The 18,939-nt window shown below is 73.3% G+C and carries 16 protein-coding genes; 1 reads left to right on the top strand and 15 read right to left on the bottom strand.

All coding sequences use genetic code 11. The annotated features are described in order from the left end of the window. Positions 1–3: 3 nt before the first annotated feature. The 14 genes from BKA22_RS16905 to pyrR all read right to left on the bottom strand — a co-directional run bounded on the left by BKA22_RS16905 (position 4) and on the right by pyrR (position 15,876). Positions 4–618, bottom strand: coding sequence for an HAD-IA family hydrolase (locus tag BKA22_RS16905; RefSeq protein WP_223203442.1), 615 nt, complete (start codon positions 616–618; stop codon positions 4–6). A 166-nt stretch (positions 619–784) separates the two neighbouring features. Continuing rightward, entirely contained in the window at positions 785–2,896 is a 2,112-nt protein-coding gene (locus BKA22_RS16900; protein ID WP_146951890.1) for a primosomal protein N', read from the bottom strand. Positions 2,897–2,907: 11 nt separating this feature from the next. Beyond that, positions 2,908–4,113, bottom strand: coding sequence for a methionine adenosyltransferase (gene metK, locus BKA22_RS16895; protein ID WP_146951889.1), 1,206 nt, complete (start codon positions 4,111–4,113; stop codon positions 2,908–2,910). A 63-nt stretch (positions 4,114–4,176) separates the two neighbouring features. Further along, positions 4,177–5,412, bottom strand: coding sequence for a bifunctional phosphopantothenoylcysteine decarboxylase/phosphopantothenate--cysteine ligase CoaBC (coaBC, locus tag BKA22_RS16890; protein ID WP_146951888.1), 1,236 nt, complete (start codon positions 5,410–5,412; stop codon positions 4,177–4,179). A 10-nt stretch (positions 5,413–5,422) separates the two neighbouring features. After that, positions 5,423–5,689 carry a DNA-directed RNA polymerase subunit omega gene (gene rpoZ, locus BKA22_RS16885; protein ID WP_146951887.1) on the bottom strand — a complete coding sequence of 89 codons (267 nt, stop codon included), beginning with the start codon at positions 5,687–5,689 and terminating at the stop codon, positions 5,423–5,425. A 119-nt stretch (positions 5,690–5,808) separates the two neighbouring features. Then, positions 5,809–6,378, bottom strand: a complete 570-nt coding sequence (gmk, locus tag BKA22_RS16880; protein WP_146951886.1) for a guanylate kinase — start codon at positions 6,376–6,378, stop codon at positions 5,809–5,811. 73 nt (positions 6,379–6,451) lie between these two features. Beyond that, positions 6,452–6,763, bottom strand: a complete 312-nt coding sequence (mihF, locus tag BKA22_RS16875) for an integration host factor, actinobacterial type (protein ID WP_146951885.1) — start codon at positions 6,761–6,763, stop codon at positions 6,452–6,454. 209 nt (positions 6,764–6,972) lie between these two features. Further along, positions 6,973–7,869, bottom strand: a complete 897-nt coding sequence (gene pyrF, locus BKA22_RS16870; RefSeq protein WP_146951884.1) for an orotidine-5'-phosphate decarboxylase — start codon at positions 7,867–7,869, stop codon at positions 6,973–6,975. Next, positions 7,866–11,201, bottom strand: a complete 3,336-nt coding sequence (gene carB / locus BKA22_RS16865) for a carbamoyl-phosphate synthase large subunit (protein WP_146951883.1) — start codon at positions 11,199–11,201, stop codon at positions 7,866–7,868. Before carB ends, pyrF begins: the two co-directional genes overlap by 4 nt. Continuing rightward, a complete protein-coding gene (gene carA, locus BKA22_RS16860) occupies positions 11,201–12,355 on the bottom strand; it encodes a glutamine-hydrolyzing carbamoyl-phosphate synthase small subunit (protein ID WP_146951882.1) in 1,155 nt (384 codons plus the stop codon). The genes carB and carA overlap by 1 nt, the downstream gene beginning before the upstream one ends. Further along, the gene (locus BKA22_RS16855) at positions 12,352–12,903 is read right to left on the bottom strand and encodes a PH-like domain-containing protein (RefSeq protein ID WP_146951881.1); all 552 of its coding nucleotides are present in this window, start codon (positions 12,901–12,903) and stop codon (positions 12,352–12,354) included. The genes carA and BKA22_RS16855 overlap by 4 nt, the downstream gene beginning before the upstream one ends. Continuing rightward, positions 12,903–14,225: a dihydroorotase gene (locus tag BKA22_RS16850; RefSeq protein ID WP_146951880.1), complete on the bottom strand. Its 1,323-nt coding sequence runs from the start codon at positions 14,223–14,225 to the stop codon at positions 12,903–12,905. The genes BKA22_RS16855 and BKA22_RS16850 overlap by 1 nt, the downstream gene beginning before the upstream one ends. After that, positions 14,222–15,268 (bottom strand): aspartate carbamoyltransferase catalytic subunit, encoded by a 1,047-nt coding sequence (locus tag BKA22_RS16845; protein WP_146951879.1) that lies wholly within the window; start codon positions 15,266–15,268, stop codon positions 14,222–14,224. Before BKA22_RS16845 ends, BKA22_RS16850 begins: the two co-directional genes overlap by 4 nt. Further along, a complete protein-coding gene (gene pyrR, locus BKA22_RS16840) occupies positions 15,265–15,876 on the bottom strand; it encodes a bifunctional pyr operon transcriptional regulator/uracil phosphoribosyltransferase PyrR (RefSeq protein ID WP_146951878.1) in 612 nt (203 codons plus the stop codon). The genes BKA22_RS16845 and pyrR overlap by 4 nt, the downstream gene beginning before the upstream one ends. Positions 15,877–16,164: 288 nt before the next feature. Between pyrR and BKA22_RS16835 the strand changes: the two genes are divergently transcribed. Beyond that, positions 16,165–18,396, top strand: a complete 2,232-nt coding sequence (locus tag BKA22_RS16835) for a putative bifunctional diguanylate cyclase/phosphodiesterase (RefSeq protein WP_223203441.1) — start codon at positions 16,165–16,167, stop codon at positions 18,394–18,396. 125 nt (positions 18,397–18,521) lie between these two features. Here the strand turns inward: BKA22_RS16835 and nusB are convergent, their stop codons facing one another. Further along, complete coding sequence (nusB, locus tag BKA22_RS16830; protein WP_146951877.1) at positions 18,522–18,938, bottom strand: transcription antitermination factor NusB; 417 nt, start codon at positions 18,936–18,938, stop codon at positions 18,522–18,524. Position 18,939: the final 1 nt, after the last annotated feature.

Here is an 18,939-nt window from a genome sequence, read left to right as displayed (position 1 = left end):
ATCCTAGGTGCGCGGGCCCTCGTCCCCGTCCAGCGGGAGACCCCGCGCCACGAGCTCGGCGCGCAACGACGGGGCATCGGTGAACAGCACCGCGTCGAAGCCCGCCTCCGCCGCGGCTGCGACGTTCGCCGCCGAGTCGTCCGTGAAGACCGTGCGTGCGGGGTCGAGCGCGAACCGGGCGGCGACCAGGGCGAACACCCGCAGGTCGGGCTTGGCGATCCCCTCGACCCCCGAGACCACGATCCCCTCGAGCAGGTCGACCGCCGGAGCTGCCGGACCGGCGTGATGGAACGTCTCCGCGGACCAGTTCGTCAGCCCGTAGGTGTGCACGCCCGCACGGAGCAGGTCGCGCACGATCTGCTCCGACCCCTCGACCGGGCCCGGCAACGCCTCGGCGAAGTGCTCGAGGTAGAGGTCCAGTGCCACCAGCCTGTGGGGGTGGCTCTCCGCCACGGCCTCGCGCGCCGCCTGCCAGCTGCGACCCGCGTCCTGCAGGTGGTTGAACGCGAAGAAGTCGATCTCCGCGAAGAACGCCTCGACCTCGGCGCGGTCGAGGCGGCCCTCGAAGGGGGCGTACGGGTCCCACCGCAGCAGCACGTTGCCGAGGTCGAAAACCACAGCCTCCGGGGCGGGGCGACCACCGGTCACGTCGGTCCCACTCGACTCGGTCCCGGTCGACCGGTCGGACTCTTCCACGGGCTCTCCCCACGCTCTGCGTCGCCGCGCGCCTCGCGCGACCGGACGGCTGTGACGGTTCTGACAGGTCTGACGGGTCTCGACGGGTTCATACGGGCTCGGGTGCGTCGACCTGGGTACGCACGGTGCCGCCCTCCCGGCGGGCGCTGCGCACGGCCAGCGACGCGGCGAGCGTGCGCGTCAGCGCGGGTCCGCCCGCCCGAGGGACCCGGACCAGCGCGCGCACGTCAGGGTCGAGGCTGTCGGTACCGCGCCGCACCGCGCCGCCACCGTCGTCGTCCACCGGCACCGGGCCCAGCACGTCGGAACCCTCGGGCAGCACGAGTCGCCCGAGCACCGCGGTGACCGCGTCCCGCGGGCCTCGCACGGTCGCCGTCCGCACGGCCGGTGGCAGCGCCAGCTCGACCCGCTCCGCCAGCTCGCGCGCGGCGAAGCCGACGGGATCCCACCGCACCAGGGCCTGGGTGGGGCGCGGCGCCGCGTCACCGACGAGCAGCACCTGCCCTCCCTCGCCGATCGGACGGACGAGCGCTGCCGCCGTCATCCACCGGCGCAAGGCATCCTCCGAAGCCCGCAACGAGGTGCCCGCCGTCGCGACCGCTGCATCGAGCAGCACGGCCGCGGCATAGCCGAGCGGGGCGACGGGCTCGGCTCCGGGCGTCGACACGACCAGGGCGGGCGAGTCCGGCACGGACGCCAGCACACCCGCGGCCGCGCGCGCCCCCGAGACGCGGACCGGGATCTGCGGGAAGGCCCTCCCGAGCTCCTCCGCGGTGCGCTCGGAACCGACTCGGACCGACCGCAGGGCCGCGTCCCCGCACTCCCCGCACCGCCAGCCCGTCGCCAGGCGCCCGCACCAACGGCACGTGGGCGTCCCGTCGGCGCGATCGAGGCCCAACGGCCCGTGGCACGTCGTGCAGCGGGCAATCGTCCGGCACCGACCGCACGCCACAGCCGGGACGTAGCCGGCGCGGGGCACCTGGACGAGCACCGGGCCGTGGACGAGGGCGTCGCGCAGCGCCCGCCACGCCGGCGCAGGCAGCCGCGCGGCCGCCGCGGCACCTTCACGCGCGAGCTCGACCGAGGTCAACGCCTGCACCCGCGGCGTCCGGGCACGCACCTGTGCACGGTCGGCGACGACCTGCCGTGCCCATCCGCTCTCGACCAGGACCTGCGCCTCGACCGTGCGCGCGTGCGCCGCGACCAGCAGGCCGGTGCCCTCCAGCTCCGCCCGCAGGGCGAGCACCTCGCGCACGTGCGGGTACGGCGCTCGCGGCTCGGCGTGCAGCGGGTCCCCGTCGTCCCAGCAGACGACCAGGCCGAGGTCGGCGACGGGCGCGAACGCCGATGCCCGCGTCCCCACGACCACCGGGGCGAGCCCCCGGCGTGCTGCGAGGAACGAGCGGTACCGCGCGGCCGGCCCGTCGTCCGCCATGAGACGGACGACGCCACCACGGGTCCCCCGCGACCAGGCGGGGACACCGACGTCCGCCAGCGCGGCGCAGACCCGGTCGACGTCCCGCGCGTCGGGGACGACGACGAGTGCCCCACGGCCACCGAGCACCGTGGCCGCCACCGCCTGCGCCACGGCCGTCGCCCAGTCGGCACCGACCGGGCCGGGAAGCGCCGACAGCACGGCGCGAGGCGAGCCCCCCGCCCCGAGATGCTGCAGGAACGCCGGACCGCCCCGGTAGGGCGTCCAGGCGGTGGCCGAAGGACTGACGGCCACCGAGGTCGGGACGGCGTCGATCCCCGCGTCCTCAGCCTCGACGCGCGCGTGCCGGGACGGGAGCGCCAGCCTCAGCACGTCGGCCAACGTGCCCGCGTAGCGGTCCGCCACCGCACGGGCGAGGCGCAGCACGGCGGGGGCCAGCACGGGCTCCGCCGAGACGACCTTGCGCAACGGCACCAGGGCGCCGTCGTGCTCCGCCTCCTCGACCCGTGCGAGCACGTAGCCGTCGACGTCCTGCCCGCCGAACCGCACCTTCACCCGGGTGCCCGGTACCGCGGCCTCGGCGAGCGTGGCCGGCACGAGGTACTCGAACGGTCGGTCGAGGTGCGGTGGCGGCAGGTCGATCGCGACCCTCGCCACAGGGTCGACCTCGGCGGGCACGACGGGACCCGTCGACGCGCGCGGCCGTCGCCTCGCGCGAGGGACGGGCAGCCCCGCCAGGGTCAGCTGCTCACCGGGACCCGTCATGCGGGCTGCCGTCAGCCGACGGCGGACTGCAGGTCGGTCACGCGGTCCGTGCGCTCCCAGGTGAACTCCGGCAGCTCCCGACCGAAGTGCCCGTACGCCGCCGTGCGCTGGTAGATCGGACGCAACAGGTCCAGGTCGCGGATGATCGCGGCCGGACGCAGGTCGAACACCTCACGGATCGCGGCGGTGAGCCGCTCGAGCGGCACCGTCTCGGTCCCGAACGTCTCGACGTACAGGCCCACCGGGTGCGCCTTGCCGATGGCGTACGCCACCTGGACCTCGCAGCGACGGGCCAGGCCGGCGGCGACCACGTTCTTGGCGACCCAGCGCATGGCGTAGGCGGCCGACCGGTCGACCTTCGAGGGGTCCTTGCCGGAGAACGCGCCGCCACCGTGCCGGGCGATCCCGCCGTACGTGTCGACGATGATCTTGCGCCCGGTCAGGCCGGCGTCGCCCTGAGGCCCACCCACGACGAACGTGCCCGTGGGGTTGACCAGGAGGCGGTAGTCCGTCGAGTCGAGCTCCAGCCCGAGGCCCGCCAGCACGGGCGCGACCACGTGCTCGGCGATCGCGGGACGCAGCTGGTCGTCCAGCCGCAGGTCGGGCTCGTGCTGCGTCGAGAGGACCACGGTGTCGAGGCGGACCGCGCGGTCGCCCTCGTAGCCGATGGTGACCTGCGTCTTGCCGTCCGGACGCAGGCCCGCGACGATGCCCTGCTTGCGCACGAGCGTCAGGCGCTCGGCGAGACGGTGCGCCAGCCAGATCGGCAGCGGCAGCAGGCTCGGGGTGTCGTCGCTCGCGTAGCCGAACATGAGGCCCTGGTCACCGGCGCCCTGCTGGTCGAGCGGGTCGACACCGGCGTCCTCGCGGATCTCGATGGCCTTGTCGACGCCGGCGGCGATGTCGGGCGACTGCTGGCCGATGGACACCGAGACGCCGCACGAGTCGCCGTCGAAGCCGATGTGCGAGGACGTGTAGCCGATCCCCCGGACGACCTGGCGCACGATCTGCGGGATCTCGACGTAGGCGCTGGTGGTGACCTCGCCGGCGACGTGCACGAGACCCGTGGTCACCATGGTCTCCACGGCGACACGCGCCTGCGGGTCCTGGTCGAGGATCGCGTCGAGGATCGCGTCGGAGATCTGGTCGCAGATCTTGTCCGGGTGGCCCTCCGTCACCGACTCGGACGTGAACAGGCGCATCGCGGGCTCGGTCATGGCGGACAGCCTAGTGGTCGTGGGTGACGCCCCGGCCCGTGTCCCGCGGTGAGGACGTGTGTGTCAGCCGCCGTGCGTGCCGAAGGCGCTCCGCGGGCCCGCCAGGGCAAGGACGGCGTCCCACACGGTGTGCGCGATCTCGTCCTTCGACCCCGACGCCGTGATCACCACGTCGCCCCCGCCGTCCAGCACGGTGACGTCGTTGTCCGCCGTGCCGAAGCCCTTGCCGTCGCCGACGGCGTTGACGACGAGCAGGTCGGCGCCCTTGCGCAGCGCCTTCGCCCTGCCGTGCTCGAGCACCGAGCCGTCGGCGTCGCCGGTCTCCGCCGCGAACCCGACGACGACCTGGCCGTCACGGAGCCGGTCGTGCGCGAGCTCGGCCAGCACGTCGACGGTCCGCACGAGCCGGATCGACGGCACCGACCCGTCGTCGTCCTTCTTGATCTTGGTCCCGACCACCGTCTCCGGGCGGAAGTCGGCCACGGCCGCGGCCATGACCACGACATCGGCCTCGGCGGCGGCCTCCCGGACGGCCTCCCGCAGCTCGGCGGCCGAGCCGACCCGCACGACGTCGACGCCGGCGGGCACGGGCAGCGCGACGTTCGCGGCGACGAGCGTCACCTGGGCACCCCGGGCCAGTGCGGTGCGAGCGAGCGCCAGTCCCTGCATGCCCGACGAGCGGTTGCCGAGGTACCTGACGGGGTCGAGCGGCTCGCGCGTGCCGCCTGCGGAGACCACGACGCGCCGACCGGCGAGGTCGTCCGCGGCGGAGCGAGCGGTCACGAGGGCGAGCGCCGCGGCGAGGATCGCCTCGGGCTCAGGGAGTCGACCGGGGCCCGAGTCGGCACCCGTGAGGCGACCGAAGTCGGGTTCGAGCACGTGCACGCCCCTGGCCCGCAACGTCGCCACGTTGGCGCTGGTCGCCGGGTGCTGCCACATCTCGGTGTGCATCGCCGGGGCCAGCAGCACCGGGCAGCGTGCCACGAGCAGGGTGGCGGTCAGCAGGTCGTCGGCGAGTCCCGCTGCCGCACGGGCCAGCAGGTCGGCCGTCGCCGGGGCGACGACGACCAGGTCGGCGCCCTTGCCGACGGCCACGTGGGCCACCTGGTCGACGTCCTCGAACACGTCCGTCGTCACCGGCTGGCCCGACAGGGCCTCCCAGGTGGCGCGGCCGACGAACTCCAGCGACGCCCGGGTCGGCACGACCCGCACCTCATGGCCCGCCTCGCGCAGCAGGCGCAGCAGCAGGACGGACTTGTAGGCGGCGATGCCGCCCGCGACACCGAGGACGATCCGCATGGACGGAGGGTCAGTCCTCCGGAGTGGCCTCGACCGTCAGCAGGCCCGCGTCGATCTCGCGCATGGCGATCGACAGCGGCTTCTCCTGCGGACGGGTCTCGACCAGCGGGCCGACGTACTCGAGCAGGCCCTCGTTGAGCTGGGAGTAGTACGCGTTGATCTGACGCGCACGCTTGGCCGAGTACAGCACGAGGGCGTACTTGGAGTCCGCGCGCTCGAGCAGCTGGTCGATCGGCGGGTCGGTGATCCCGGTGGGGGCTGCGACGGTTCCGGACACGGTGGTCTCCCGTACGTGAGGGGGTCTGGGTCGAGGTCCGCGCGCCGCCCGACGCTGCGACACCGGTCACGAGGACACGGGGTGCGAGCAGGTGCGGGCGCGCGGAGGCTCCGGACAGTCTACCTGGTCGGCAGGCCCATGACCTCGATCAGCTCGTCGGTGGCCCTCGTCACGTCGTCGTTGACGATGACGTGGTCGAACTCCGGCTCGGCCGCGAGCTCGACACGCGCGGTCGTCAGGCGCCGCTCACGCTCCTCCGCGTCCTCGGTGCCGCGACCGACCAGGCGGCGCACGAGCTCGTCCCAGGACGGTGGGGCGAGGAAGACGAACCGCGCGTCCGGCATCGTCTCGCGCACCTGGCGCGCACCCTGCAGGTCGATCTCCAGGAGTGCCGGCTCACCGGCCGCGAGCCGCGCCTCGACCGGGCCGCGTGGCGTGCCGTACCTGTTGCGCCCGTGCACCACGGCCCACTCCAGGAGCTCGCCGTCGAGAACCATGCGGTCGAACTCCTCGGCGCTGACGAAGTGGTAGTGCACGCCGTCGATCTCTCCGGGCCGCGGGGCCCGCGTCGTCGCGGACACCGACAGCCAGACCTGCGGGTAGCGGGCACGGACGTCGGCGGACACCGTTCCCTTGCCGACGGCTGTCGGTCCGGCGAGCACGGTCAACCGGGCGGGGGTCGTCGTCATGGGTGGTGCGTCGCTCCTCGGACGTGCAGGTCCCGGCCCGGCGCAGTGCCGGACCGGGACTCGGGCGGGGCGATCAGCCGAAGCGTTCGACGAGGGCCTTCACCTGGTGGGGACCCAGGCCACGCACACGACGCGTCTCGGAGATGCCGATCTCCTCGATGATCGCACGAGCCTTGACCTTGCCCACACCGGGCAGGGCCTCGAGGAGTGCCAGGACCTTGAGCTTGCCGATGGTCTCGTCCTGCTGACCCAGGGTGATCACCTCGGAGAGCGTGCCCTGGGAGTACTTGAGACGGTTCTTCACCTCGGCGCGGGCCTGCCGGGCGGCGGCGGCCTTCTGGAGCGCTGCGGCGCGTTGTTCGGGAGTCAGCGGGGGGAGAGCCACGCGCGTCACCTTCTCGTCAGTGGGCCGGCGACCACGCTGAGCAGCGCGACCGTGATTAAGAAACTAGCGACCCCCCGGGACCTCGGCAACGCGACAGGCCTTGAGGGTGAAGGACTGCCCGCGCAGGTCAGGACGGTCTGGGTGCCACCACAGGGGTCGACGGGGCACCTCGGGCCCGTGAGAGGACCGAGGGGTGGCACCCGAGCGTCTCAGCGCAGCGCCGCGGCCGCCTCGTCCGCACCCCGGCGTGCCGCCTCGCGCAGCCGCTGCGGGTCCGGTCCGGCAGCGAGGACACCTCGGGAGGACGACGCCAGGACGGCCTGCCGGGCCGTGCCGAACACCGCGGCCAGCTCGGCCGGACCGGCCCCTTGCGCACCCACCCCGGGTGCCAGCAGCGGCCCGTGGACGGCCTCCAGGTCGAGGTCGAGCCGACGAGCCGCGTCGCCGATCGTGGCACCGACCACCAGCCCCACCGAACCGAGCGACGCACCCGACCGGTCGATCTCGGCACGGTTGAGCGTCCCGGCCTCGGCGGCGATCCGGGTGGCCACCGCCACACCGGCCGAGTCCCGCGCGTGCTGGACGGCGGCACCCTCCGGGTTGGAGGTCAGCGCCAGCACGAACAGCCCGCGCCCGGTGGCCGCGGCAGCCTCCACGGCCGGCGCGAGCGAGCCGAAGCCGAGGAACGGGGACACCGTGAGCGCGTCGCCCGCCAGCGGGGAGCCGTCGCGCAGGTAGGCGTCCGCGTAGGCGGCCATCGTCGAGCCGATGTCACCCCGCTTGGCGTCCACGACAACGAGCGTGCCGAGGTCACGGCCTGCGGCGACGACCTCCTCGAGCACCGCGACCCCGGCCGACCCGTGCCGCTCGAACAGCGCCGACTGCGGCTTCACGGCGGCCACCCGTCCACCCACCGCGTCGAGCACGGTCAGGGCGAACCGGCGCAGGCCGTCGACGTCGTCGCCGAGCCCCCAGGCGGCCAGCAGGCCGGGGTGCGGGTCGATGCCGACGCACAGCGGACCGTGAGAATCCATCGCTGCGCCCAGGCGCGCGCCGAAGGTCGGCCGCTCCCCCGGCCTCGGAGCGCCCTCGTCCAGGACGCTCATGCAGCCGACCCCGCGCGGGCCGCGCGGCGCGCCGCCGTGGCCGCGTCGTGCTCCTGCAGGCTCGTGACCCGGAACGGACCGGCCTGGGCCGCCTCGATCGCCTGCACGGCGGCACCGAGCTGCTGCACGGTCGTCACGATCGCCTTGTCGGCCGCCGTGGTGGCCGCACGGATCTCGTAGCCGTCGGCGCGGGCGCCCTGACCGGACGGGGTGTTCACGACCATGTCGACCTCACCGGCCGTGATGAGGTCCACGATGGTCGGCTCGCCGTCGTCGCCGCGGCCCGAGGAGAACTTGCGGACCACGCGCGAGTCGATGCCGTTGCGGTGCAGCACCGCAGCGGTGCCCGCCGTGGCGAGGATCTCGAAGCCGAGCTCCGCGAGGCGCTTCACCGGGAAGACGATCGAGCGCTTGTCCCGGTCGGCGACCGAGATGAACGCCCGGCCACCGGTCGGCAGACCGCCGTACGCGGCCGACTGGGATTTGGCGAACGCCGTCGGGAAGTCGACGTCGAAGCCCATGACCTCACCCGTCGAACGCATCTCGGGGCCGAGCACGGTGTCCACGACCACGCCGCCGTCGGTACGGAACCGCTTGAACGGCAGCACGGCCTCCTTCACGGCGATGGGCGCGTCCAGGTCCAGCACGCTCGCGTCGTCGTGCGGCAGGACGCCTCGCGCACGCAGGTCGGCGATCGAGTGACCGGCCATCACCAGCGCCGCGGCCTTCGCCAACGACACGCCCGTGGCCTTCGAGACGAACGGCACGGTGCGCGACGCCCGGGGGTTCGCCTCCAGGACGTAGAGGATGTCCGAGACCAGCGCGAACTGGATGTTCAGCAGCCCGTGCACACCCACACCGCGGGCGATCGCCTCGGTGGACAGCCGGATGCGCTCGAGCTCGGCGACCGACAACGTCACCGGCGGCAGCGCGCATGCCGAGTCGCCGGAATGGATGCCGGCCTCCTCGATGTGCTCCATGACGCCGCCGAGGAACATCTCCTCGCCGTCGAACAGGGCGTCGACGTCGATCTCGATCGCGTCGTCGAGGAACCGGTCGATGAGCAGCGGCGGCAGGGTTCCGGCGCGCCCCCCGTCGGCCGCGTTGTCCAGCGCACGCTGCACGTACTCGGCCAGGTGCTCCTCGTCGTACACGATCTCCATGCCGCGCCCGCCCAGCACGTACGACGGGCGCACGAGGACCGGGAACCCGATGCGGCGGGCCGTGTCACGGGCACCGGCCAACGTGGTGGCGGTGCCGAACGCCGGCGCCGGCAGCCCGGCGGCCTCGAGGACCTTGCCGAACTCGCCACGGTCCTCGGCGGCGTCGATGGCCTTCGGCGACGTGCCCAGGATCGGCAGCCCTGCGGCCTCGAGCCGGTGCGCCAGCGACAGCGGGGTCTGCCCGCCCAGCGTGACGATGAGCCCCGCGACCGGGCCGGCGGCGAGCTCGGCGTGGTAGACCTCGAGCACGTCCTCGAACGTCAGCGGCTCGAAGTACAGCCGGTCGGAGGTGTCGTAGTCCGTCGAGACGGTCTCCGGGTTGCAGTTGATCATCACGGTCTCGAACTCGCCCTTGAGGGCCAGTGCCGCGTGCACGCACGAGTAGTCGAACTCGATGCCCTGCCCGATGCGGTTGGGACCCGAGCCGAGGATGAGGATCGCGGGACGCGTGCGCGGGGCGACCTCGGTCTCCTCGTCGTACGACGAGTAGTGGTACGGCGTGCTGGCCGCGAACTCGGCGGCACAGGTGTCGACCGTCTTGTAGACCGGACGCAGGCCCACGGCGTGCCGGGCGCCGCGCACCGCGTCCTCGGTCGTGCCGCGCAGCTGCGCGATCTGCGCGTCGGACAGGCCGTGCCGCTTGGCATGGTTCAGCGCCTCGCGGGTGAGGGCGTCGGCGTCCGCGGTGGCCTGCGCGACCTCGTTGACCAGCTGGATCTGGTCGAGGAACCACGGGTCGATCTTGGTGCGGTCGAACACCGTCTCGAGCGGCACCCCCGCACGCAGCACCTGCTGCACGTCCACCAGGCGGCGTTCGGTGGGCCGGGCGATCGAGGCGATCAGCGTGTCGAGCTCCGCCCCTGCCGCCGGGGCGCCCTCCCAGTGGAACTGCGCACCCTTCTTGTCCAGGGAGCGCAGAGCCTTGCCCAGGGCCTCGGTGAAGTTGCGGCCCAGGGCCATCGCTTCGCCGACGGACTTCATGGTCGTGGTCAGCGTCGGGTCCGCGGCGGGGAACTTCTCGAACGCGAACCGCGGGACCTTCACCACGACGTAGTCGAGCGTCGGCTCGAACGAGGCCGGCGTGGAACCGGTGATGTCGTTGGGGATCTCGTCGAGCGTGTAGCCGACGGCCAGCTTGGCTGCGATCTTCGCGATCGGGAAGCCCGTGGCCTTCGAGGCCAGGGCCGACGACCGCGACACGCGTGGGTTCATCTCGATGACGACGATGCGGCCCGTGTCGGGCTCGACGGCGAACTGGATGTTGCAGCCGCCCGTGTCGACCCCGACCTCGCGGATGACCGCGATGCCGATGTCCCGCAGGTTCTGGTACTCGCGGTCGGTGAGCGTCAACGCCGGGGCGACCGTCACCGAGTCGCCGGTGTGCACCCCGACCGGGTCGACGTTCTCGATCGAGCAGACGACCACGACGTTGTCGTGCTTGTCGCGCATGAGCTCGAGCTCGTACTCCTTCCAGCCGAGGATCGACTCCTCCAGGAGCACCTCGGTGGTCGGCGAGTAGTGCAGGCCCTGGCCGACGATCCGGCGCAGGTCGGTCTCGTCGTACGCGATGCCGGAGCCGAGGCCGCCCATGGTGAACGAAGGACGGACCACCATCGGGTAGCCCAGCTCGTCGACGGCCGCAAGGGCCTCGTCGAGCCCGTGCACGATGACCGAGCGGGCGGACTCCCCGCCGCACACCTCGACGACCTGCTTGAACTGCTCGCGGTCCTCGCCCTTCTGGATCGCGGCGATGTTCGCCCCGATCAGCTCGACGCCGTACTCCTCGAGCACCCCGGCCTCGTGCAGCGCGATGGCCGCGTTGAGGGCCGTCTGCCCGCCCAGGGTCGGCAGCAGCGCGTCGGGGCGCTCCTTGGCGATGATCGAGGTGAGCACCTCGGTGGTGATCGGCTCGACGTAGGTGGCGTCGGCGAACTCGGGGTCGGTCATGATCGTGGCCGGGTTGGAGTTCACCAGGACGACCCTCAGGCCCTCCTCCTTCAGGACGCGGCAGGCCTGCGTCCCGGAGTAGTCGAACTCGCAGGCCTGGCCGATGACGATCGGGCCGGACCCGATCACCAGGACGCTGTGCAGATCAGTGCGCCGGGGCATCAGGCGGCACCCTTCTTCTCGTTCATGAGGTCGAGGAAGCGGTCGAAGAGGTACGCGGCGTCGTGCGGGCCCGCGGCGGCCTCCGGGTGGTACTGCACCGAGAATGCCGGCAGGTCCAGCGCCTGCAGACCCTCCACGACGTCGTCGTTGAGGTCCACGTGCGAGACGACGACCCGGCCGTAGCGGCCCCCCTCGTGGGGGGCGACGCTCGGCCCGTCGAGCGGGGCGTCGACCGCGAAGCCGTGGTTGTGGGCCGTGATCTCCACCTTGCCGGTGGCGCGGTCGAGGACCGGCTGGTTCACGCCGCGGTGCCCGTAGCCCAGCTTGTACGTGCCGAAGCCGAACGCCCGGCCGAGCAGCTGGTTGCCGTAGCAGATCCCGAAGAACGGGATCCGCCGGTCGAGGACGTCGCGCAGCAGGTCGATCTCGTGCGTGGCGGCCGCCGGGTCACCGGGGCCGTTGGAGAAGAAGACGCCGTCAGGCTCGAGCGCGAGGACCCGCTCGATCGTCGCCGTCGAGGGCACGACGTGCACGCGGATGCCGCGCTCGGCCATGCGCTGCGGGGTCATCGCCTTGATGCCGAGGTCCACCGCGACGACGGTCGCCACGGGCGCACCGGCCGGCTCGACGACGTACGGCTGCTCGGTGGAGACCTCGCCGGCCAGGTCGGCTCCCGCCATCTGCGGTGCGGCCAGGACCTGCGCGAGCAGGTCGTCGTCGTCACGGCGACGCCCGTCGGCCAGCAGCGCCTCGCCCGAGAAGATGCCGGCGCGCATCACGCCGCGCTCGCGCAGGTGCCGGGTCAGCGCGCGGGTGTCGATCCCGCTGATGCCGACGATGCCCTGGGCGACCAGGTCGTCGTCGAGCGTGCGGGCCGAGCGCCAGTTGGACGCCCGCCGTGCGGGGTCGCGCACCACGTAGCCGGCGACCCAGATGCGGGCCGACTCCTGGTCCTCGTCGTTCACGCCCGTGTTGCCGATGTGCGGGGCGGTCATCACGACGATCTGCCGGTGGTACGACGGGTCGGTCAGCGTCTCCTGGTAGCCGGTCATCCCGGTGTTGAAGACGATCTCGCCGAGCGTCGTCCCGACCGCGCCGTACGCCTGTCCGCGGTACGTGCGGCCGTCCTCGAGCACGAGCACTGCGTCGGTCATGCCGTCTCCTCCTGCTGGTCCTGCGCGGGCGCGGGTTCGCCGGCCGTCGTGTCGATGAGTGCGCGCGCCGCGGCGACCAGGACCTCCCGGTCGGCTGCGTGCCGCGTGTGGAGCCCCGTGTCCAGACCGCGGCCGTCCTCGGGGGCGGGCAGCCAGGTCAGCAGCACGATCCCGTCGCGGCCGACGACCTTGCCCGCGATGCCCGGGGCGGTGCCGGCCGCCCGCAACGCCTCGGTCGGGACGAAGACGTCGGCGACGCCCTCACGGGCGATGGTCACGCCGGCATCCCACACCTGCACGTGGGCGGCGCTGCGCTCCCCCAGCTCGTGCGCGGTGACGCGGTCGAGCCAGTCGCCCGCCCGCGTCGAGGACACGTAGACCGCCTCGAGGGCGGGTGTGCGCGCCTCGCCGAGGTCGGCCGGGGCCGCCGGCAGGGCGGGCACGACCTCGCCGGTGCGGCGGGTGCGCGCGCGCCACCCGGCACGCATGCCGAGCAGCACCAGCGCCAGGAGCAGGACGAGCAGCGCGATCGAGACCGGGGTGGGCATCAGCGCACCCCCGCCGTGATCGTCGCGGGCACGGCCACGCCGTCGAGGACGGTCGCGCGGCCGCGCAGGAACGTCGCCACGACGCGTCCCGGCAGCTCACGGCCGCGCAGCGGCGAGTTCGCGCTCTTGGACGCCTGCTCCTCGGGGACCACCACCCGGCGGGCGGCCGGGTCGACCAGCACGAGGTTCGCCGGTTCACCGACCGCGATCGGTCGCCCGTGGTCGGCGACCCGACCGATCTGCGCGGGTGCCTGCGACAGGACGCGCGCCACGTCCGCCCAGGTGAAGCGGCCCGTGTCGACCATGGTCTGCTGGACCACGGACAGCACCGTCTCCAGGCCGGTCATGCCGAACGCGGCGGCCGCCCACTCGCAGTCCTTGTCCTCACGGGTGTGCGGGGCGTGGTCGGTCGCGACGATGTCGATCGTGCCGTCGGCCAGCCCGTCACGGACGGCGTCGACGTCGGCCTGCGTGCGCAGCGGCGGGTTGACCTTGAACACGGGGTCGTAGCCGCGCACCTCCTCGTCGGTCAGCGCCAGGTGGTGCGGCGTGGCCTCGGCGGTCACGTCGATGCCACGGGACTTGGCCCAGCGGACGATCTCCACCGACCCGGCGGTCGACAGGTGGCACACGTGCAGCCGCGAACCGACGTGCTCGGCGAGCAGCACGTCGCGGGCGACGATCGCCTCCTCGGCGACGGCCGGCCAACCGGCCAGACCCAGCTCGGCCGAGACGACGCCCTCGTGCATCTGCGAGCCCTCGGTGAGGCGCGGCTCCTGCGCGTGCTGGGCGACCACGCCGTCGAACGCCTTGACGTACTCCAGCGCGCGGCGCATCACGACCGGGTCGTGCACGCACCGGCCGTCGTCGGAGAACACCCGCACACGCGCGGCCGACTGCGCCATCGCCCCCAGCTCGGCCAGGCGCTCGCCCTCGAGACCCACCGTCACGGCGCCGACGGGGTGCACGTCGACCCAGCCGGCGTCGCGGCCCAGCCGCCACACCTGCTCGACGACACCGGCGGTGTCCTGGGTCGGGTTCGTGTTCGCCATCGCGTGCACCGCGGTGAAACCGCCGAGCGCCGCGGCGCGCGTGCCCGACCAGACGGTCTCGGCGTCCTCACGACCCGGCTCCCGCAGGTGGGTGTGCAGGTCGACCAGTCCGGGCAGCAGCACGAGCCCGGCTCCCTCGACCACGGTCACGTCCACCGCGCCGGCGCCGGCGTCGGCGCCGATCGCGGCGATCACGCCGTCGGCCAGGAGCACGTCGGTCGCCGGTCCGCCCAGCGGCGCGACCCCTCGCAGCAGGTAGCTCGTGCTCATGCCTCCACCTTCGTCTCGTCCGTCGACAGGCTGCCTTCCGGCACGCCCGCGCTCGTCCCTGGTCCACCGCGGTGCTCCGGCCCCGAGCCGGACAGCAGCAGGTACAGCACCGCCATCCGCACGGCCACACCGTTCGCCACCTGCTCGACGATCACCGCACGCGGCGAGTCGGCCGCCTCGGCGGAGATCTCGAGCCCGCGGTTCATCGGCCCGGGGTGCAGCACGATCGCGTGCTCCGGCATCGCCGCGAGCCGACGGGCGTCGAGCCCGTAGCCGCGCGTGTACTCCAGCGGGCTGGGGAAGAACCCACCGCCCGCGCTGGACATCCGCTCGCGCTGCACGCGCAGCATCATGATCGCGTCCGGCTGCACCTCCTCGACGACCTCGTCCAGGTGGTAGGACACGCGGGCCGGCCAGGCCTCCACGCCCACGGGCACGAGCGTCGGCGGCGCGACCAGGGTGACCTGCGCGCCCAGGGTGTGCAGCAGCTGCACGTTCGAGCGGGCGACCCGGCTGTGCAGCACGTCGCCGACGATCGCCACCTTGAGACCGGCCAGGTCACGGCCCGTGACGTCGTCACGCCCGCTCGCGCCGACCAGGTGCCGGCGCAGCGTGTAGGCGTCGAGCAGCGCCTGGGTCGGGTGCTGGTGGGTGCCGTCGCCCGCGTTGACCACCGCGCCGTGCGTCCACCCGGACCGGGCCAGCGTGTGCGGCGCACCCGAGGACTGGTGCCGGATGACCACCGCGTCGGCGCCCATGGCCTGCAGCGTGAGGGCCGTGTCCTTGAGGGACTCCCCCTTGGAGACGCTCGAGCCCTTCGCGGAGAAGTTGATGACGTCCGCCGACAGCCGCTTGGCGGCCGTCTCGAACGAGATGCGCGTCCGGGTGGAGTCCTCGAAGAAGAGGTTCACCACGGTGCGTCCGCGCAGCGTGGGCAGCTTCTTGATCTCGCGCGCCTGGGTCGCGGCCATCTGCCCCGCCGTGTCCAGCACGTGCACGGCCTCGGCGAGGTCCAGGTCGGCGGCTGAGAGCAGGTGTCTCATCGTGCGCCCCCCTCGGCTGCGTCACCCTCGATGAGGACCGCGTCGCGTCCGTCGATCTCCTCGAGCAGCACGCGCACCCGCTCGGTGTGCGAGGTGGGCAGGTTCTTGCCGACGTAGTCCGCGCGGATCGGCAGCTCGCGGTGACCCCGGTCGACCAGCGCGGCGAGCTGCACCGCCCGGGGCCGACCCAGGTCGCTGATCGCGTCCAGCGCCGCACGGATCGTCCGCCCGGAGTACAGGACGTCGTCCACGAGGACGACCACCTTGCCGTCGAGACCGCCGTCGGGCTCCTGGGTGGCGCCGATGCTGCGCGTCGGGTGGTGCGCGAGGTCGTCGCGGTACATCGTCACGTCGAGGCTGCCGACCAGCAGGTCAGGATCGGTGCCCGCCAGCCCCGGCTCCACCGCGACCAGACGTTCCGCGAGCCTGCGGGCCAACGGCAGCCCCCGTGTCGGGATGCCGAGCAGCACGACGTCAGCGGCGCCCTTGTTGCGTTCGAGGACCTCGTGCGCGATGCGCGTCAGTGCGCGTGCGATCTCCGCCGGCCCGAGGACCACGGTCGAGGCGACGGTCTGACCGTCCGTAGGTGCAGGTGTGCCAGAGCTCATCCGGCGACCCTCCTTCCCCGCCTCACAGGACGGGCCTTAAAGGAATGTCTGTCGGCCGTCAGAGTAACGCGCCGCCGGAGCGCCCCGCGCTCGACGTCCGGCGCGGCGTCGACCACGGACGTGACGTCGACCACCCGCACGATCGGACGGGTGGGAGCACCCGGCGCTCCCGAAGGGTCCTGAACCTCCCGGTACGCCACCCGGTAGCGTGGCGACGACCTGCGGACCGAGGGTCCGTCACCCGGCCGAGACCTTCACCACGGCCACCGAGCGACCGATGAGAGGAACGTGCTGGATCCCTCCCTGACGTGGGTCACGATCCTCCAGCTGCTCGGCGCGGGGGTGGTGGGTGGCTTCTGCGCCTCCCACTGGCTGTGGTGGCGGGGGGAGCAGCGCGACGTCGGCGCCTTCTGGGCGCTCAGCTCGTCCGCCGTGATCGCCACCGAGCTGCTGCTCGGCGGCCTGCTGCCCATGATCGGACCCTCCGCGCTCGTCACGGGCGTCGAGCTCGTCCGTGTGCTGCTCGTGGCCGCGATCGTCCTGCTCGCGCTGCCCACCATGCGCGCACTCACCGACGGGCCGACGGTCCGCCCCTGGGTGCTCACGACCACCGCCCTGCTCGCCCTGCGCCTGACCTGGGCGGTGCTGGCCGTGCTGCCCTCCGCCTGGACCACCTGGCTGCCCGACGTCGTGCTCCTGCCTCAGGTCGGCGTCGCGACGCTCGTCGCGCCGATCGCGGTGGTCGTCTCCTACCTCGTCGTCGCGGCCGGCAGCCGCTCCATGACGGCGCGCGGGCTCACGCTCGTGGTGGGCGGCACGATCTCGGTCGTCGCCCTCACGGTCGGCTCCGCGCTCCCGGACGGGGCCGCAGGACCGGGCCTGCTCGGCCTATGGCCGCTGCCGCTCGCCGGCGTGCTGGAGGTCTTCGCGCTGCGCCAGATGCGTCGCGCGCAGCTGCACGCGACCCGTCAGCGCCAGATGCACGACGTGATCGCGCGGCTGTCGAACACGGCCTGGTTCGTCAAGGAGCCCGAGACCCTGCTGCTGCGCGCCCGGGACGCCGCCCGCGAGCTGCTCGGCGACCCCGAGCTGCAGGGTTCGCTGCGCCCGCTGTCCCAGGGCCGGTTCGTCGCCGAGCTGTTCTCCGCCGAGGGCACCCACCGCACCCCCGAGGCCCGGGCGTTCCTGCTCGACCTCGCCCAGATCGTCTCCGCAGCCGCCGAGCGGCACGCCCTCGCGCACCGGTTGAGCCGTACGGCGTTCACCGACGCGCTGACCGGGCTGCCGAACCGGCACGCCGTCGACAAGCACCTCGCCGAGATCCTCGAGCAGGCGAACGTCGAACGCACCCGGGTCGCGCTCGTGTACTGCGACGTCGACGGCTTCAAGTCGGTCAACGACAAGCACGGCCACGCACGCGGCGACGACCTGCTGATCCGGGTCGGGCACTTCCTGCGCGCGGCGTGCCTGGACGGGTGGTTCGTCGGGCGGCTCGGCGGTGACGAGTTCGTGCTCGTCGTGCCCAGGGCTGCGTCCGACGCCGACCTGCTGACCCTCGCACGCGCGCTGCGGCAGGACTTCGCAGCGCTCGGTCCCGCCGAGACCCTGAACGCGCAGCTGACGGTCGGCGTGGCCGCATGGGACCCGGGCGACGTGATCGACCCTGACGGTCTGCTCCGGCAGGCGGACACCGCGATGCTCGAGGCCAAGCGCACGGCGTCCGGCTACCGGGTTTTCGACCGGGCGCTGCGCCGACGGGTCGCCTCCGAGCACCACCGGCGCAGCGAGCTGGAGGCCGCGGTCACCGAAGGGCGCTTCAAGGCCTACTTCCAACCGGTCGCGGATGCGATCACGCTCGAGGTCGTCAGCGTCGAGACCCTCGCGCGGTGGGAGCACCACGGCCGGGTGCTGCTGCCCGCCGACTGGCTTCCGCTCGCGGAGGACACCGGGCTGATCGTGCCGATCGGCCTGTCCGTGCTCAAGCAGGCCCGGCGGGCGCTCGACCGCTTCCAGATCCCGGTGGCGGTCAACGTGGCGGCCCGCCAGCTCGCGGAGCCCGACTTCCTCGAGCAGGTCAGCGAGGCCTGGGGCGACGCCTACTGGGAGCACCTGACGCTGGAGATCACCGAGACGACGATCCTGCGGGCGGGGTCCGCGGTGCCCGTCCTCGAGGCTCTGCGGGCGCGGGGGGCACGGATCGCTCTCGACGACTTCGGGACGGGCTACAGCTCCCTGGCCCGCCTGGCCCGGCTGCCCGTCGACGTGCTCAAGATCGACCGGTCCTTCGTCAAGGAGGTCGGCACGGTCCGTGGCCGGGCCGTGCTGCGCACGATCGTCGAGCTGGCGCGCTCGCACGACCTGGACATCGTCGCCGAGGGGGTCGAGGGGGTCGCCGAGCTGACGGCGCTCGTCGAGCTCGGCGTGCCGCACGTGCAGGGCAACATGCTCGGCCGCGCCGCCGCGACCGTCCCGGTGCGTGGCCCCCGGCCACGTCCGCTCGTGCCGCCGTCGACGTTCTGACGCCGGCCGACGCCGACACCCTGACGACGGGGCCTCTCCCCTCCTCCCGCAGCACGACGGACCCCGTCCGCCCCGCAGGGTGGACGGCGTCCGTGTCGTTCGGTCGCCCGGTGTCGGGCGTGGGCTCAGGCGAGCAGCGTCGGCTTGAGGTCGACGATCCGGCCGAGCAGGCCGTTGACGAACGCGGGCGAGTCGTCGGTGGACAGCGACTTCGCCAGCTCGACGGCCTCGTCGACCGCGACCGCGTCGGGGACGTCGTCGTTGAAGAGGACCTCCCAGACGCCCATGCGCAGCAGGACCCGGTCGACCGCGGGCATCCGCTCGATCGTCCAGCCGTGCGCGTGCGTCGAGATCAGCTCGTCGATCCGCTCGGCGTGCGCGACGACACCCTCGACCAGGTCCACCGCGTACTGCGGCAGCGAGGTCTGGGCACCCGGGTCGGCGATCCGCTGGGCGAGCAGCGTGATCGGGTCGACCCCGCGCTGCTCGGCCTCGAAGAGGACGTCGAGCGCGCGCTTGCGAGCCTTGGTGCGGGCGCCCACC

The organism is Cellulomonas soli (genome assembly GCF_013409305.1).
In the GTDB taxonomy this organism is placed as follows: domain Bacteria; phylum Actinomycetota; class Actinomycetes; order Actinomycetales; family Cellulomonadaceae; genus Cellulomonas; species Cellulomonas soli.
The sequence above is the reverse complement of the archived record's forward strand: the minus strand, read 5'-3'. Positions and strand labels throughout refer to the sequence as shown.